The organism is Enterococcus sp. AMC2644, from assembly GCF_058216475.1.
In genome coordinates this window covers 2,946,060-2,959,925 of sequence record NZ_CM177095.1, presented here as the reverse complement: position 1 = coordinate 2,959,925, position 13,866 = coordinate 2,946,060, and the positions used below count along the sequence as shown (strand labels likewise).

The window sequence follows — 13,866 nt, the reverse complement described above, 5'->3', positions numbered from 1 at the left end:
AGAAGCTAAAAGATAGGAAAAACCTTTTTTAGAATACTATAATATATTTATGTAAACCTCATGAGCTTTAATCTAGACGAATCGACTTTTTCTTGGAATAATAAAACAATCTACTAGTTGTATAAGGAGGAATAACATGTGAAGCTGATTTTAATTCGGCATGGTGAATCTGCCAATAATAAATTTAATCGTGAAAATCCTCAAAAACGTGTTTTTACAGGACAGTTTGATACTCCTTTAACAGATACTGGGCGACAACAGGCATTACAATTGCAACGATTTTATCCATTAAAAAAAATTGAAACGGTCTATGCATCGACTTTATCGCGTGCTTTTGAGACTGCTCAACTAGCAACAGATAGAAAAGATATTCTACTTGATGAGCGGTTGAAAGAACGATCACTCGGCGAATTAGAAGGAAAATCACTAGCTGACCTAACTGACTTTTGTGCGACCTTGCCACAAGATTTTACTCATAGTTTTCGTGCGAAAGTACCTGGAGGCGAGAATTATACGGATGTTCTGCAACGAATGCGGACCTTCTTTAACGATTGTTGGCATGAGGAGATGGCAATTTTTTCGCATCAAGGCTCTATACGTACAATAATGATGCATCTGATGGATTTAACAGAAGATGAAACATTGCGTTTGCAAATACCTAATTGTCATCCAATTGTCTTGGAGGGGAATCGAGTAGGTGAATTTATTCAAAAAACGAGTAACCCTTAATGTGAGTTACTCGTTTTTTGATTGGCCATTAACGTACACTTACCTGTCGCTACTAGTGTATCAGCTAAAAAAATTTCTGCGCGCCAAAATTGCAAGCGTCTACCAATCTTTTCAGGAGTCGCCATAATGCATAGCTTGCCAGATTGGACTGCATGAAGATGACTGATTTGTAAATCAACACCCACTGCAAATCCATTTGTAAGATTTTGGTTTGCACCGATACTACAAGCCGTTTCGATTAAAACCCCACTGATACCACCGTGCAGATAGCCGAATGGTTGTTTATGGATATCGGTTATTTCTAAAGATAAAATAACTTTTTCTTTTGTCACTTGTTCTGTTTGAATTTCTAAATGCTCTAATAGGTTCATTCTCGTACTCCTTTGTTTTGTTTAGTATAGCCTAGAGTAAAAAAAATGGCTAGATACTTTTCATTAAGCATAAACTCTCTCTTTTTCGTTATCTTACTGTATAATGAGTGAGTGATGCAATAAAGGAGGAATTAACCCCATGAGAGAATGGCAAACAATTAAAGAATACGATGAAATTCTTTTTGAACAATACGAAAAAGTAGCAAAAATAACAATTAATCGTCCGGAAAGACATAATGCATTTACACCTAAAACAGTAGCGGAAATGATTGAAGCCTTTAATATTAGTCGTGATCGACAAGATATTGGTGTAATTATCTTAACTGGAGCTGGCGATTATGCTTTTTGTTCTGGTGGCGATCAAAAAGTCCGTGGACACGGTGGCTATGTTGGTGAAGACCAAGTACCTCGTCTAAACGTTTTAGATTTGCAACGATTGATTCGGGTTATCCCTAAACCAGTCATTGCGATGGTTAAAGGCTGGTCAATTGGTGGAGGAAATGTCCTTCAATTAGTTTGCGATATTACTATTGCAGCAGAGAATGCTAAATTCGGTCAAACAGGCCCTAACGTTGGTAGTTTTGATGGTGGCTATGGCTCGGGTTACCTTGCACGTGTAGTGGGACATAAAAAAGCGAAAGAAGTTTGGTTTATGACCAAACAATATACAGCAGACGAAGCTTTAGCAATGAACTGGATTAATACTGTTGTTCCTTTAGCAGAAGTAGAAGATGTAACAATGGAATGGGCAGGAGAAATGTTGAAAAAGAGTCCACTAGCTTTACGTATGATTAAAGCAGCAATGAATGCTGATACGGATGGACTAGCAGGTATTCAACAATTGGCAGGGGATGCAACGTTATTGTATTATACAATGGACGAAGCAAAAGAAGGTCGCGACGCCTTTAAAGAAAAACGTGAGCCTGATTTTGATCAGTTCCCTAAATTCCCATAATGAGACCAAATAGTTGGTTACAGCGACAAGCGCAACTTTATCCAGAAAGACCAGCTTTTTATTGGAAAGATAAAAGCTGGTCTTTTCATGCATTAAATCAAGATGTTCAAGGATATGCGTATTATTTCCAACATCATCTTCCTGAAAATTGCTCACGCGTCGCAATTTTTAGTGACAATTCACAGGAAATGTATTTAACAATTTTAGCGTTGTGGGAATTAGGGATTGAAGTCCAATTTATAAATACGCGTTTAACTGAAGAGGAAATTGCATTTCAGTTACAAGATGCCGATACTCGAGTAGTCATAGCTGGAAAGCCAGTTACTATTTCAATGCAAGTGTCTTTTCCTAAAACAATTCCATTTGTCTCATCGGAAGCATTTGTTGATAATGGCTATCAATCGACTGCTATTGCGTCAATTATGTATACGTCTGGAACAACAGGAAGTCCTAAAGGCGTTCCTCAAACATTTGCGCATCATCAAGCAAGTGCCCAAGCCACAAAAGAAAACATGCATATCACGGTAAATGATTGTTGGTTATGTCCGACTGCTTTATATCATATCAGCGGGTTGTCTATTTTATTACGGTCTTTAGTATTAGGGATAAGTGTGCGGTTGTATAAAAAATTTGCGGTAGAGGAATTAGTTAGTGATATTTGTGGAAATCGTGGGACAATTGCATCTGTTGTAAGCAAAATGTTGATGGATATGTTACCACTACTACCCGAATGTCCTGCTTCCTTTCGCTACTTTCTATTAGGTGGTGGGCCGGTTTCGAAAGAAGTTCTATATGAATGTGAAACAAAACATTTTTCGGTGATTCAATCTTTTGGGATGACGGAAACTTGTTCTCAAGTGGTTGCATTACCACCTGAAAAAGCCAGTAAAAAAATTGGTTCTGCCGGATTACCTTTAAAAGAAGTTAAAATGAAAATTGAAAATGGCGAAATTCTATTAAAAGGGCCTAGCATTGTAACAGCTTATTTGAACCAAGAAATACGTTTAGATGGTGAAAATTGGTTTCATACAGGTGATTTAGGCTATCTAGATGATGAGGGTTATTTATATATACTTAGTCGAATGAGTGAGCTAATTATTTCGGGTGGTGAAAATATCTATCCAGCAGAGATTGAGCAAACATTGATACAACACCCGCAAATTGAGGAAGTCATTGTAGTTGGAACAGAAGATGCAACTTGGGGACAAGTGCCAATCGCATATTTAGTAATTACAGAGACCCTACAAATGACAACTTTAGAACCATATTTAACGAAATTGGCGAAATATAAACAACCAAAAGCTTATTTTATCGTTTCAAGCATTCCTAAAACTGCTAGCGGTAAACCATTAAAACGAAAATTTCTAACAGAAGAAAGAGTGAACTATATTGTGTACCAACTTACATGAGCAACTGGGGAACATCCAAACTGAGTATATTAGCTATTCTTATTCGATGGCCTCTGTTGCTTTAGAGGATTTATTTGCCAAAAGTGAATCTTATCAAGGAACGCGTTTCTTTTGGCAATCAGCGGATAAAAAAGGAATATTTCTAGGCTTAGGTCATTTAGAACTATTATATGGTAAAACCGTTGAAGAAATTCGTGCTTTTCAAACCCATTTTTTTGCGAATTGTACAATTTTACCAACAGAAGTCTATCAAGAACCGCTTTTATTTGGTAGTTTTGCATTTGATCAAAAAGGAAAAGCAGCTCCTTTCTGGCAAGAGTTAGAACAAGGCTATTTTCAAGTACCAACTATTTTATTTAGCTGGCAAGAACACCAGCTTTGCGTAACACTAACTGTGCGTAATCAAGAAGATGTTGCGCAAGTTTTTGAAAAATTAGAAAAACAAGTCAAAGAACTTTTGTTGGCACCACTTCCAGAAATAGAATTAGCTGAACTTCAAGAGGATGAATTGAGCGTTCCTCAATGGTTGACTCTAGTTGATAAGAGTGTTGCGGCGATTCGTTCTGGAAAACTAAAAAAAGTTGTTTTGTCTCGTCAAATGAAGGTTACTACAAAAGGTGCTTTTCATTCAGCAGCTATTTTGAAAAAATTATTGTTACAACAACCAAATACCTATGTCTTTTTATTAGAGGGGGCAACCAGAACTTTTATAGGTGCAACGCCAGAGCGATTGATTGAAGGGACTCCAAATTATTTTGCTACAGCAAGTGTTGCAGGGTCAATTAAACGGGGAGAAAATGCAGCAGAAGATGCGCAACTCGGCCAGTCATTATTAAATGATCCGAAAAATTCCCATGAACATGGCTTAGTAGTTAATCGAATTGAGCAAGAGTTAGCACCTTTTATTGATGGACTAATTTTAGGTCCACGTCAATTGTTAAAAAATAGAGATATTCAGCATATCTATTTACCACTATTTGGTAAACGAAAACAAGATGTTTATTTACTACAATGCGTGCAAGCTTTACATCCAACTCCTGCTTTAGGTGGTGAGCCTAGGACAGCTGCGATGAAATGGTTAGCAAAATATGAAGAAACAGGTCGTGGGTTATATGGGGCGCCGATTGGCTGGTTAAGTTTAAAAGAGGATATTGGTGAATTTGCAGTGGGGATTCGCTCAGGTGTTTTTAGTAAAAATGAAGGCTTGTTATATGCTGGTTGTGGGATTGTAGGAGAGTCGATTCCTGAAGAAGAAGAAAAGGAAACAAGAATAAAATTTCAACCGATGTTACGAGGAGTGAGCGGCATTGAATCATCAAGAAACGATGACTAGGTATTTATTAGCATTTATTGAAGGGTTAAAAACAGCAGGGATCAAACAAGTAGTTATTAGTCCCGGTTCTCGTTCAACCCCTTTAGCATTATTAATACATCGAGATAAAAAATTGACTAGTTTTATTGATGTTGATGAACGATCTGCGGGCTTCTTTGCTTTGGGTTTAACCAAAGCTACTAAAGAGCCTGTAGCTTTAGTTTGCACCTCTGGGACAGCAGCAGCCAATTATTATCCAGCTATTTGTGAAGCGGAAGCGACGAATTTGCCTTTAGTCGTGTTGACAACTGATCGTCCACCAGAGTTGAGAAACGTAGGTGCCCCACAAGCGATGGATCAACAACAATTATATGCTAGTCATGTAAAACGTTTTACAGAAATGACAGTGCCAGAAAACAGCGATGAATTATTGAAATATAGTCATTGGCAAGGGTTAACGAATAGTTTACATGCACAACAAGCTCCTAAAGGCCCTGTTCATATAAATCTGCCTTTACGTGAACCTTTATTACCTGACTTAACGATAAATGCTCCAGATTTTCCAGCTGCAACGATACTTCCAAGTCAACATGTAGTCGATTTGAGTCTGTTGACGCCGCTTTTTAATAAAAAAGGCTTGATTATTGTCGGGGAACAACAAACGATACAAGAAGCACAGAAATATCTAGAACTAGCTGCTTTACTGAATTGGCCAATTGTCGGAGATCCGTTAACCAACTTAGCAACTTGCGAGCCATCACCGTACTATTTAAAACAAGCCGATTTAATTTTTGGTCAAACGGCGTTAGAACCAGAAATTGTTCTACGTTTTGGACGATTGCCAGTAACAAAAAATATTTTACTCTATTTAAAAAAAATAACTGCACCTACTATATTTGTTGAAGAGGCATTGTCTTGGCAAGATCAGTTGCAGGATACAGATTATTTTATTGAGGCAACAATTGAAGAGTTGTTATCAAGTATGAAAAATATTGATTTCGAATGGGTAACTAATCAATGGATAACTAAATGGCAATCCCAACAAGCTATTGCAACTGACATATTAGAGAAACAAACGGTTTTAGCTGAGTTAAATGAATCTGCCGCAACTGTTACTTTAATTAAAAATTTGCAAAATAGTCAATTAGTTGTAGCCAATAGTAATGCAATTCGGTTTGTCGATCGATTAACAGCTGTGAATACAGCAGCGCTCACTATATATGGTAATCGTGGCGTGAATGGTATTGATGGATTAATTTCTACCACAGCAGGTATTGCTGCAAACCAAGACCAACCAACATTTTTATTGATTGGTGATTTAGCCTTTTTCCATGATATGAATGGCTTACAGATGATTAAACAATATCAATTACCTGTAACCATTGTTTTGCTAAATAACAATGGTGGTGGAATTTTTTCATTCTTATCGCAAAACCAATTATCAGTAGAAGATTTTGAGCCATTATTTGCTACACCGTTGAATATGAACTTTCAGCATGTGGCAAAATTGTATGGAGCAGATTATCATCAGCCTAAAACCTTAGCAGCTTTTGAGCAGTTAATCATTAAGGCGCAAAAACAACCGATTTTTCAAATTATTGAAATTTGTGGCAAACAAAAGGAACCTGTGGCTTTATGGCAAAACATTTGTCAGGAATATCAAAGTGCTTTAGGTGAACAATATGACTAATTATTTTTATCAATGGCTTACACCGTATCAAAAGCAACGACCAACAATTGTTTGCTTGCACGGTTTTACTGGAACTTCCAATACTTTTCAATCCTTAAAATTATCAGTAGAATATAACTATCTAGGGATTGATTTAATAGGTCATGGAAAAAGTGATGTATTTGTCCATCCTGATGAATACCTAATGGATAAGGTTATTGACAATTTACAATCATTAATGAAACGACTAGGTATTCAAACGTATTATTTATTAGGTTACTCAATGGGAGGGCGATTAGCTCTAGCTTGGGGGTTAAGTGATACAAAGGTTCAAGGGATTATTTTAGAGAGTGCTTCTCCAGGATTAGCTAGTCAACAAGAAAGAAGCAAGCGAATAGAAAATGATAATAAACTTGCTCAACGATTATTATCAGAACCGTTAATAGATTTTGTTGATTTTTGGCAAGATTTACCATTATTTGCTTCACAAAAACGATTACCACAGTCTATACAGACGAATATTCGTAATGAACGAATGGGACAGCAAGCGTATGGTTTGGCGATGAGTCTCTACATGATGGGAACAGGGCAGCAACTTAGTTATTGGGAACATTTAGCGACTTCTGTACCGATTCTTCTAATTACTGGTGAATGGGATCAAAAGTTCCAACAAATTTCCTACGAGATGTACAATAAAAATCCGTGTATCCAGATTCGCGAAGTTTCTTGTGCAGGGCATTGCGTGCATCTTGAACAACCGACCCTTTTTAGCCAAATCGTTGAAAATTGGTTAAAGGAGCGTACGAAATGAAAATTGTTGAAGTTAGATATGAACAAGTACGCTTACCATTGAAATCTCCATTTGTAACAAGTTATGGAGTATTAACAGAAAAAGCTTTTGATTTATATCTTTTGTATGATGAAGAGGGGAACCAAGGGATTGGTGAGCTAGTTTCTTTTGAAGTACCTGATTATATAGAAGAAACGATAGAAAATTCACGCTACGTAATCCGTGAATTTTTATTACCTTTATTATGTGATACAGAAATTCACCGTCCTAAAGATGTTTGGCAACTATTCCAGGGAATTCAAGGGAACTACATGGCGAAATCAGCGTTAGAAACAGCTGTATGGGATTTATATGCGAAACATCACAAAAAATCACTAGTCACTTATTTTGGAGAAACTCGTAAAAAAATTCCAGTAGGGGTAAGTATCGGAATTCAGCCCTCTATCTCTCAATTAATAGCAACTGTTCAGGATTATGTAACACAGGGCTACCAAAGAATTAAAATAAAAATTACACCGGAATATGACTATGAACCGCTAGCAGCTATTCGACAAAAATTTCCTGAATTATTATTGATGGCGGATGCTAATTCTGCTTATTCTTGGGAAGATTTACCGCTCCTTCAAAAATTAGATACTTTAGAATTAGCGATGATTGAACAACCTTTTCATCAGCGAGATTTTGTTAGGCATCAACAGCTACAAAAAACGTTACAAACCCCAATCTGTTTAGATGAAAATATTCGAAGTTTAGAAGATGTTCAGACTGCTTATGCTTTAGGTAGTTGTCGAAGCATTAATTTGAAGATCCCTCGTGTAGGTGGAATTACAGAAGCATTGCGTATCGTTGATTATTGTGAAGAAAAAGGCATCATGGTTTGGTTAGGTGGTATGTTTGAATCTGGTGTTGGCCGTGCTTTGAATCTGCAATTTGCCAGTCAACAAACGCTACAGTTTCCAGGAGATATTTCGGGTTCTGATCGATATTATTATGATGATATTGTTTTAGATCCAGCAAAAGTAGACAATGGGATGCTAGTGGTTCCTCAAAGTGTGGGCATTGGTATAAACTTGGATTGGACAAATATCAAACGTTATAGCTATGCTTCAGGTATAATAGCTTTATAAGCTTAGAGAGAAGAGGGAAACGTAATGATTAAACTTGTATTCTTACGTGGTGTGATGCCTTCAGGTAAAAATAGAGTTCCAATGAAACAATTGCAAGAGTTGCTTCAAACGAATGGCTATCCAGATGCTCGAACCTATTTACACACAGGAAATATCATGCTTACGACTGAAAAAGATTCAAATGAATTAGCTGAACACATTCACCGACTAATCCTAACACATATCGGTCCTGATTTAGGAATTCTTGTACGAACACCAGCTGAAATTAAACAAATTTTGTTGAATAATCCTTTTCAAACTCCTGATGATGACTTGAAGCGTACTTTTTTCAGTATGCTTAGTCAATGTCCAGATAAAGAATCTATTCATATTGTTCAAGAGAAAATTAAAGGGACTTCCGAACGGTTAATAGTCTGCGGAAATACTGCGTATATGTATATTCCAGGAAGCGCAGCACGGAGTAAGTTAAGTAATCTTACACTGGAAAGATCATGGAAACTTGTAGCAACAACTCGCAATTATAATACCTTGTCCAAAGTTTTAGCTATTGCTGAGACTCTGATATAAATAACATGATTTTTCATTAAATGAAAAATCATGTTATTTTTTTATAGATAGCTTCGTTAATAATAGGCTGTCAGCTTTCACTCGAAGTTTTATAGGCTTTTAGAAGAACGAAATAAAAGTGAAGCAGATGAACTCTGTGGACAAAATCTAATTTTTCTAGACGAAAACATTTTTTGTTGAGATAATTGATTGATAGCTTTAAAAAGGAGTGGAAAGCATGAAAAAAGTTTTAGTTTTTAGTAGTATCACAGCTGGAGGTAAGACAACATTCATTGAAAAGTTAACGGAAAAACTAGAAAATAGTAGTGTGATTTCATTTGATGATTATAGTATTGATGCTTTACCATCGGCACCACCAATCGATACACCTGTAGAAGATGCAGTTAATCAATATGATATTCAACAACTAATGGATGCTTTTTTTAATTTGCCAGATGAAATAAAAATTGTGTTAATTGATTTTCCGTTTGGTAATCGTCATAAAGTATTGGCGCCGTATATTGATATGACATTTTATATTCAGACTCCTTTAGACATTGCTTTTGCTAGACAAATTTTACGTGATTTTTCTAATAAAACACAGGAACAAATTTTAGAATGGGCTGCAACTTATTTGAATTTTGCTAGACCTATTTTCGTAAATCATGAAGCGTATGTTTCTAAAACAGCGGATATTATATTAGATGGAACTATCTCTATCGAGGAGAACATAAATATTGTATTGGATTTACTGGAGAAAAAAACATGATAACAGTAAGAAAATTGGACTTAACGGATTTAAATCAATTTATCAATATCCGATTAAAAGCTTTAAAAGAAGTTCCCGAAGCATTCGCATCAACTTATCAAAAAGAGCGCGATTTGCCAGAAGAAGTTTTCATCAATCGACTAAAAACTACCGATAGTCAATTCACAATGGGCGCTTTTGATAATAATCAACTTATTTGTATAGCAGCTTTTTTCAGAGAGACAAAAGAGAAAACGAAACATAAAGGAAAGATTGTTGCGGTGTATTGTGACCCTGACTATCGTAATAAAAAGATTGCCAGGACAGTTATGGAAAAATTAATCGCAGAAGCTAAAAATATACCAGGACTAGTTGTTTTGAATTTGAGTGTTGTGTCGGAAAATTCTAAAGCAAGGCGTTTTTATGAGAACTTAGGATTTGTCATCTACGGAATGGAACCTCAATCATTATTTAACGATCAAAAATATTTTGACGAATATTTACTACAATTACAACTGGTTAACAATAATGTACTTGAGAGATAATTCTTTCAAGTACATTTTTGTTTAAATAAAATACAAATCTGCAAAATTTTAAATAAGAGAACGTGTGATGAGAAAGGTGTTGGTCATTTTTTTAAAGAGTCTTAGAATACGTTTCTAACACACGTTATTTAATTGTTGCTTTTAATTTTTAACTAGCAATCTAATTCACTATTTGTATGATTTTAATGAATAAGAACCTTTGATTTTATTGGTTTTTTTAAAAATATTTATTTTAATTCCTTATTATGTTAATATAATATAGAAATAATGAATTGTTGATTTGGAGGTATTTCATGATGTATAATGTTGAACCATTGCGTACAAAAATAGAAATTGATGATTTTTTATTTTGTTTAAGACGAACAGCAAACCCAGAGAGAGATTCTTTTCTTTTTTTGTTGGGAATCAATACTGGCTTAAGAATGTCAGATATCGTTAAACTAAAAGTAAAGACAATTCGCTATTCTGCGCGTCCAGTAATCATTGAACAAAAAACAGGTAAAAGAAAAATTCTATACTTAGATAATATGCAAGAGTTGATTGGTAAATACATTGATAATCGTGAAGACGAAGAATTTCTATTTCCCTCTAAAAAGGGAGGGCACTTAACAGTCAATGCTGTGTACAAAATATTTCAAAATGTTGCAAATACTTTGGATAGAAATGACATTGGCACTCATACATTTAGAAAAACTTTTGGTTATCACTATTACAAAAAAACTAGGGATGTTGCGACTTTAATGGAATTGTTCAACCATAGCAGTGAGCGTGTTACTAAAAAATATATCGGTATTAATGCAGATGAGATAGGTAATTCTTTAGAAGGGTTTCATTTGGGCTTTTAAACTCAGATTGTCAGTTTATCATATATTAATTATGTAAACTTTCTTTGTTATCTAATCTAATTTATCATATTTTTTAAACACAACTTATATTGATAGAAAATTTAGATCTATTTAAATAAAATAACTAATCATAAGTAGAAAAATTAAAAGCAAACCACGCACGTAACAGAAAATAATACTACATGCGTGGTTTGCTTTTTTATAATCATATTAAGACAAACAATAAAGACTAAACTTAACAAAGATATTTGAATGAAATTGAACGCCAGCAACTAATAATCAGAAAAAAATTTTAGCTATTTATTTAATGTTTAGGAATTTAAACAAGATAATATCGCAACGAATCATTAAAAGACTTATGAAGATTTTTAATTGACGAATTTCCCCGAAAATATTGGTTGATTTACATTTTCTATAATTATAAATTAAAATAACAAAATTATCAGGGATATATGTAATTATAAGAGGGGGTCTACAGCGATAATTAGAGTGATGTTAGCCCGCTAAAACTTTGAATGTAACTTTGTATAATATATATTATGTAAACTAAAATATAGAATTTTAAGTACACGTACAAAAACCTATCGCGTCGCCCTTTTCCACTATCAATGTCGCAAAATCTTAATTACAAATGAACATTAGCACAAAATTATTTGTTATGCGAGTGATATTCTTGATTATTTTTGGAATTTCAAGTATTCATCATAATCAACCTTCAATAATTTCACATCATTGACAAAAAATAACCGTGTATTACGTTCAGTCAACTTAAATATTGGAGTTAGTTTTTCGTTTGATCAGACTGTCCAAGGTTGTTAAACTAATTGATAAATACGTACAAACATCTTTAGACACCCAAATGTACTTTGCTAGTAATTCAGCAATACGTTTACGTTCAATTGCTTCTTCAAAATCTGAAAACACACCATAATCAAACAACTCAGATAAATACTTCATGTGTTCAATTGCACCGATTTGTTGTAAATTATGGTGTTGCCATGAATTTCCTTGATACAAAATTTTCCCTGAATCTAGCTTCAAAATACCTGTTAAAGTTTTTAACAAGGAAAAAAATAATTAAAATCTAATTAAACTCATAAAAAAGCACCCAAAATGACATTGAGTGCTTTTGTAAACAATTTTTGAATATTTTTAAGTCATGCTTGCTGTTTCTATCTCATTTACAATTAAAGTTGGATTTTGATCTAGCAATTGAATTAAACGATTGGTACTTCCACTAGGTTTTGCACCATCAATTTCCCATCTTTCTAGGGTACGAACTGACACATCAAGCATACCAGCAAACACTGGTCTTGAGACTCCAACTTTTTCTCTAATTGTTTTAATATCTTCACCAGTATAATTAGGTGCTTTTTTTAACTTATAAGATCTAGTGGTAACTGTATTGGGTTCTCCATTAATATATGCAGTTAAATCTTTAATGGAATCAAGTACTGTACTCTCACTCATAAATAATCAGTCCTTTCTTTTGAAACTCATTTTTGTTGCCCTAGAAAATGCTTTTATCGCTGCCTTTTCTTTTTCTGTTAAACTTTCTTTTCGATTTTTTCCGTAAACATCAATAAAAAAGTAATCAGTTCCTGTTAATATCAAATAAATTACTCGTTCTGAACCGCTTTTTCCTTTAGTAGTACTTTCAGGTGAAAATCGCCATTTTATTGCACCACCAGTTCCAGAAATCATATCTCCCAAAAATGGTTTTCCAGCATGAGTTTGTTGATTGTCAGCAAATTCTTGCAAAAGTCTTTCCATGTAGTCTTGATCTTCATCTGTCAAACCTAATTTTTGCCAAGCTTTCATAAATGAAGCTGGATAGTGAAACTTAATTATATCTCCCATAGTTTCTCCAATCTATGTTTCAACTATATTTTTATTATATACGCAAGTTGCGTAATGGTCAAATGATTTAATCATTCTTTTAATTTCAGAGTTTCACCAGCAAAAATCAAATCTACATTTTGAATTTCATTTATCTTTGCTAGATTATCAATTGTTGTTTCTGCTTTTATAGAAATCGCCCATAATGTATCACCCCATTGAATGGTATATTCTGTATCTTAAGCTTTTATATAAATATCATCGGGCTGATTAGCAATCCAAGCAACTGTTTGTTTTTTTCAGACATATTTCTTGGAACTTGCTTCTTGTTTCCCGCTACTAGTGTATTTTTTTCTTCTATTAAATTAGCTTTTGAATTCTCAATTTCCTTTTGTACATTTAATTCTAGTTTTTCCTTATAAGAATTAGATGGTTTCGCTGATTCTGTTACATTGTTAGTAGAACTTTCTTCCGTGGATTCAGTTATAACCTCTGATTCGCTCGTTTCAGTGGACTGATTTGAATCCTGACTCTCTTCTGTATCTTCAGGAAAAGTTGATTCATCTGGAAATGTTGGTTCTTCGATACTATTAGAATCGGTTGTTTCTCAGGTATTTCTAGTTCTCCAGAATGTTCTGTTGAATTTTCCTCTTCATTAGCAGTCTCCCCTGTATCAGGTATCTCTTCAATCGGAAAACTGGACTCACTTGGAATTTCAGGTTCTGTAGTTTGATCAGGAATTTCTTCATCTGCATAAGTAATTAAAACAACAGGTGCCACAATACTAAGAAGTATCGTAGCACCAAATAAACTAGCTATAATTTTCTTTTTCAAAACAATCACCTATTTACTTTCTTTATTTGCAAGTTTTGCTTCTCTCTCTTCGTTGGTTCAGAACTTCTTTGCTTTTTAACAATATTCTGTGCAAAGACTTTAATATACGGTTTATTTCCTCTCAACATATAATTCTCAAAATGCGGA

Annotated in this window: 16 protein-coding genes; 11 read left to right on the top strand and 5 right to left on the bottom strand. The window is 34.5% G+C overall.

Annotation, left to right across the window (positions count from 1 at the left end; all coding sequences use genetic code 11):
• The first annotated feature begins 138 nt into the window (after nucleotides 1-138).
• Nucleotides 139-729: a histidine phosphatase family protein gene (locus AC4BC5_RS14355; protein WP_490496040.1), complete on the top strand. Its 591-nt coding sequence runs from the start codon at nucleotides 139-141 to the stop codon at nucleotides 727-729.
• On the opposite strand, the gene AC4BC5_RS14350 is transcribed toward AC4BC5_RS14355, so the two are convergent.
• Nucleotides 726-1,100 carry a PaaI family thioesterase gene (locus tag AC4BC5_RS14350; RefSeq protein ID WP_490496039.1) on the bottom strand — a complete coding sequence of 125 codons (375 nt, stop codon included), beginning with the start codon at nucleotides 1,098-1,100 and terminating at the stop codon, nucleotides 726-728. The two genes, AC4BC5_RS14355 and AC4BC5_RS14350, sit on opposite strands and share 4 nt — an antisense overlap.
• Nucleotides 1,101-1,239: 139 nt before the next feature.
• On the opposite strand from AC4BC5_RS14350, the gene menB reads away from it, so the two are divergent.
• From menB to AC4BC5_RS14300, 10 genes are all read left to right on the top strand, one after another.
• A complete protein-coding gene (menB, locus tag AC4BC5_RS14345; protein ID WP_490496038.1) occupies nucleotides 1,240-2,055 on the top strand; it encodes a 1,4-dihydroxy-2-naphthoyl-CoA synthase in 816 nt (271 codons plus the stop codon).
• The gene (gene menE / locus AC4BC5_RS14340; RefSeq protein WP_490496037.1) at nucleotides 2,055-3,464 is read left to right on the top strand and encodes an o-succinylbenzoate--CoA ligase; all 1,410 of its coding nucleotides are present in this window, start codon (nucleotides 2,055-2,057) and stop codon (nucleotides 3,462-3,464) included. Before menB ends, menE begins: the two co-directional genes overlap by 1 nt.
• Nucleotides 3,445-4,797, top strand: coding sequence for an isochorismate synthase (locus AC4BC5_RS14335; RefSeq protein WP_490496036.1), 1,353 nt, complete (start codon nucleotides 3,445-3,447; stop codon nucleotides 4,795-4,797). Before menE ends, AC4BC5_RS14335 begins: the two co-directional genes overlap by 20 nt.
• Nucleotides 4,772-6,466: a 2-succinyl-5-enolpyruvyl-6-hydroxy-3-cyclohexene-1-carboxylic-acid synthase gene (menD, locus tag AC4BC5_RS14330; RefSeq protein WP_490496035.1), complete on the top strand. Its 1,695-nt coding sequence runs from the start codon at nucleotides 4,772-4,774 to the stop codon at nucleotides 6,464-6,466. Before AC4BC5_RS14335 ends, menD begins: the two co-directional genes overlap by 26 nt.
• Nucleotides 6,459-7,256, top strand: coding sequence for a 2-succinyl-6-hydroxy-2,4-cyclohexadiene-1-carboxylate synthase (gene menH / locus AC4BC5_RS14325; protein WP_490496034.1), 798 nt, complete (start codon nucleotides 6,459-6,461; stop codon nucleotides 7,254-7,256). The genes menD and menH overlap by 8 nt, the downstream gene beginning before the upstream one ends.
• Nucleotides 7,253-8,362: an o-succinylbenzoate synthase gene (menC, locus tag AC4BC5_RS14320; protein WP_490496033.1), complete on the top strand. Its 1,110-nt coding sequence runs from the start codon at nucleotides 7,253-7,255 to the stop codon at nucleotides 8,360-8,362. Before menH ends, menC begins: the two co-directional genes overlap by 4 nt.
• Nucleotides 8,363-8,386: 24 nt before the next feature.
• On the top strand, nucleotides 8,387-8,929 hold the full coding sequence (locus AC4BC5_RS14315) for a DUF1697 domain-containing protein (protein WP_490496032.1): 543 nt from the start codon (nucleotides 8,387-8,389) through the stop codon (nucleotides 8,927-8,929).
• Nucleotides 8,930-9,146: 217 nt separating this feature from the next.
• Nucleotides 9,147-9,677, top strand: a complete 531-nt coding sequence (locus tag AC4BC5_RS14310) for a nucleoside/nucleotide kinase family protein (RefSeq protein WP_490496031.1) — start codon at nucleotides 9,147-9,149, stop codon at nucleotides 9,675-9,677.
• Nucleotides 9,674-10,201, top strand: coding sequence for a GNAT family N-acetyltransferase (locus AC4BC5_RS14305; protein ID WP_490496030.1), 528 nt, complete (start codon nucleotides 9,674-9,676; stop codon nucleotides 10,199-10,201). The genes AC4BC5_RS14310 and AC4BC5_RS14305 overlap by 4 nt, the downstream gene beginning before the upstream one ends.
• A 293-nt stretch (nucleotides 10,202-10,494) precedes the next feature.
• A complete protein-coding gene (locus tag AC4BC5_RS14300; RefSeq protein ID WP_490496029.1) occupies nucleotides 10,495-11,046 on the top strand; it encodes a tyrosine-type recombinase/integrase in 552 nt (183 codons plus the stop codon).
• Nucleotides 11,047-11,814: 768 nt separating this feature from the next.
• On the opposite strand, the gene AC4BC5_RS14295 is transcribed toward AC4BC5_RS14300, so the two are convergent.
• From AC4BC5_RS14295 to AC4BC5_RS14280, 4 genes are all read right to left on the bottom strand, one after another.
• Nucleotides 11,815-12,087, bottom strand: a complete 273-nt coding sequence (locus AC4BC5_RS14295; protein ID WP_490496028.1) for a hypothetical protein — start codon at nucleotides 12,085-12,087, stop codon at nucleotides 11,815-11,817.
• A gap of 111 nt (nucleotides 12,088-12,198) precedes the next feature.
• Nucleotides 12,199-12,516, bottom strand: a complete 318-nt coding sequence (locus tag AC4BC5_RS14290; protein ID WP_490496027.1) for a helix-turn-helix domain-containing protein — start codon at nucleotides 12,514-12,516, stop codon at nucleotides 12,199-12,201.
• Nucleotides 12,517-12,522: 6 nt separating this feature from the next.
• Complete coding sequence (locus AC4BC5_RS14285; protein ID WP_490496026.1) at nucleotides 12,523-12,906, bottom strand: type II toxin-antitoxin system RelE/ParE family toxin; 384 nt, start codon at nucleotides 12,904-12,906, stop codon at nucleotides 12,523-12,525.
• 462 nt (nucleotides 12,907-13,368) lie between these two features.
• Nucleotides 13,369-13,719: a hypothetical protein gene (locus AC4BC5_RS14280; protein WP_490496025.1), complete on the bottom strand. Its 351-nt coding sequence runs from the start codon at nucleotides 13,717-13,719 to the stop codon at nucleotides 13,369-13,371.
• Between the last annotated feature and the right edge of the window lie 147 nt (nucleotides 13,720-13,866).

Coding starts and splice junctions, on each gene's coding strand:
- AC4BC5_RS14285 (WP_490496026.1), bottom strand. CDS start 12,906: ATGGGAGATATAATTAAGTTTCACTATCCAGCTTCATTTATGAAAGCT.
- AC4BC5_RS14350 (WP_490496039.1), bottom strand. CDS start 1,100: ATGAACCTATTAGAGCATTTAGAAATTCAAACAGAACAAGTGACAAAA.
- AC4BC5_RS14310 (WP_490496031.1), top strand. CDS start 9,147: ATGAAAAAAGTTTTAGTTTTTAGTAGTATCACAGCTGGAGGTAAGACA.
- menE (WP_490496037.1), top strand. CDS start 2,055: ATGAGACCAAATAGTTGGTTACAGCGACAAGCGCAACTTTATCCAGAA.
- menH (WP_490496034.1), top strand. CDS start 6,459: ATGACTAATTATTTTTATCAATGGCTTACACCGTATCAAAAGCAACGA.
- AC4BC5_RS14290 (WP_490496027.1), bottom strand. CDS start 12,516: ATGAGTGAGAGTACAGTACTTGATTCCATTAAAGATTTAACTGCATAT.
- menB (WP_490496038.1), top strand. CDS start 1,240: ATGAGAGAATGGCAAACAATTAAAGAATACGATGAAATTCTTTTTGAA.
- AC4BC5_RS14300 (WP_490496029.1), top strand. CDS start 10,495: ATGATGTATAATGTTGAACCATTGCGTACAAAAATAGAAATTGATGAT.
- menC (WP_490496033.1), top strand. CDS start 7,253: ATGAAAATTGTTGAAGTTAGATATGAACAAGTACGCTTACCATTGAAA.
- AC4BC5_RS14315 (WP_490496032.1), top strand. CDS start 8,387: ATGATTAAACTTGTATTCTTACGTGGTGTGATGCCTTCAGGTAAAAAT.
- AC4BC5_RS14305 (WP_490496030.1), top strand. CDS start 9,674: ATGATAACAGTAAGAAAATTGGACTTAACGGATTTAAATCAATTTATC.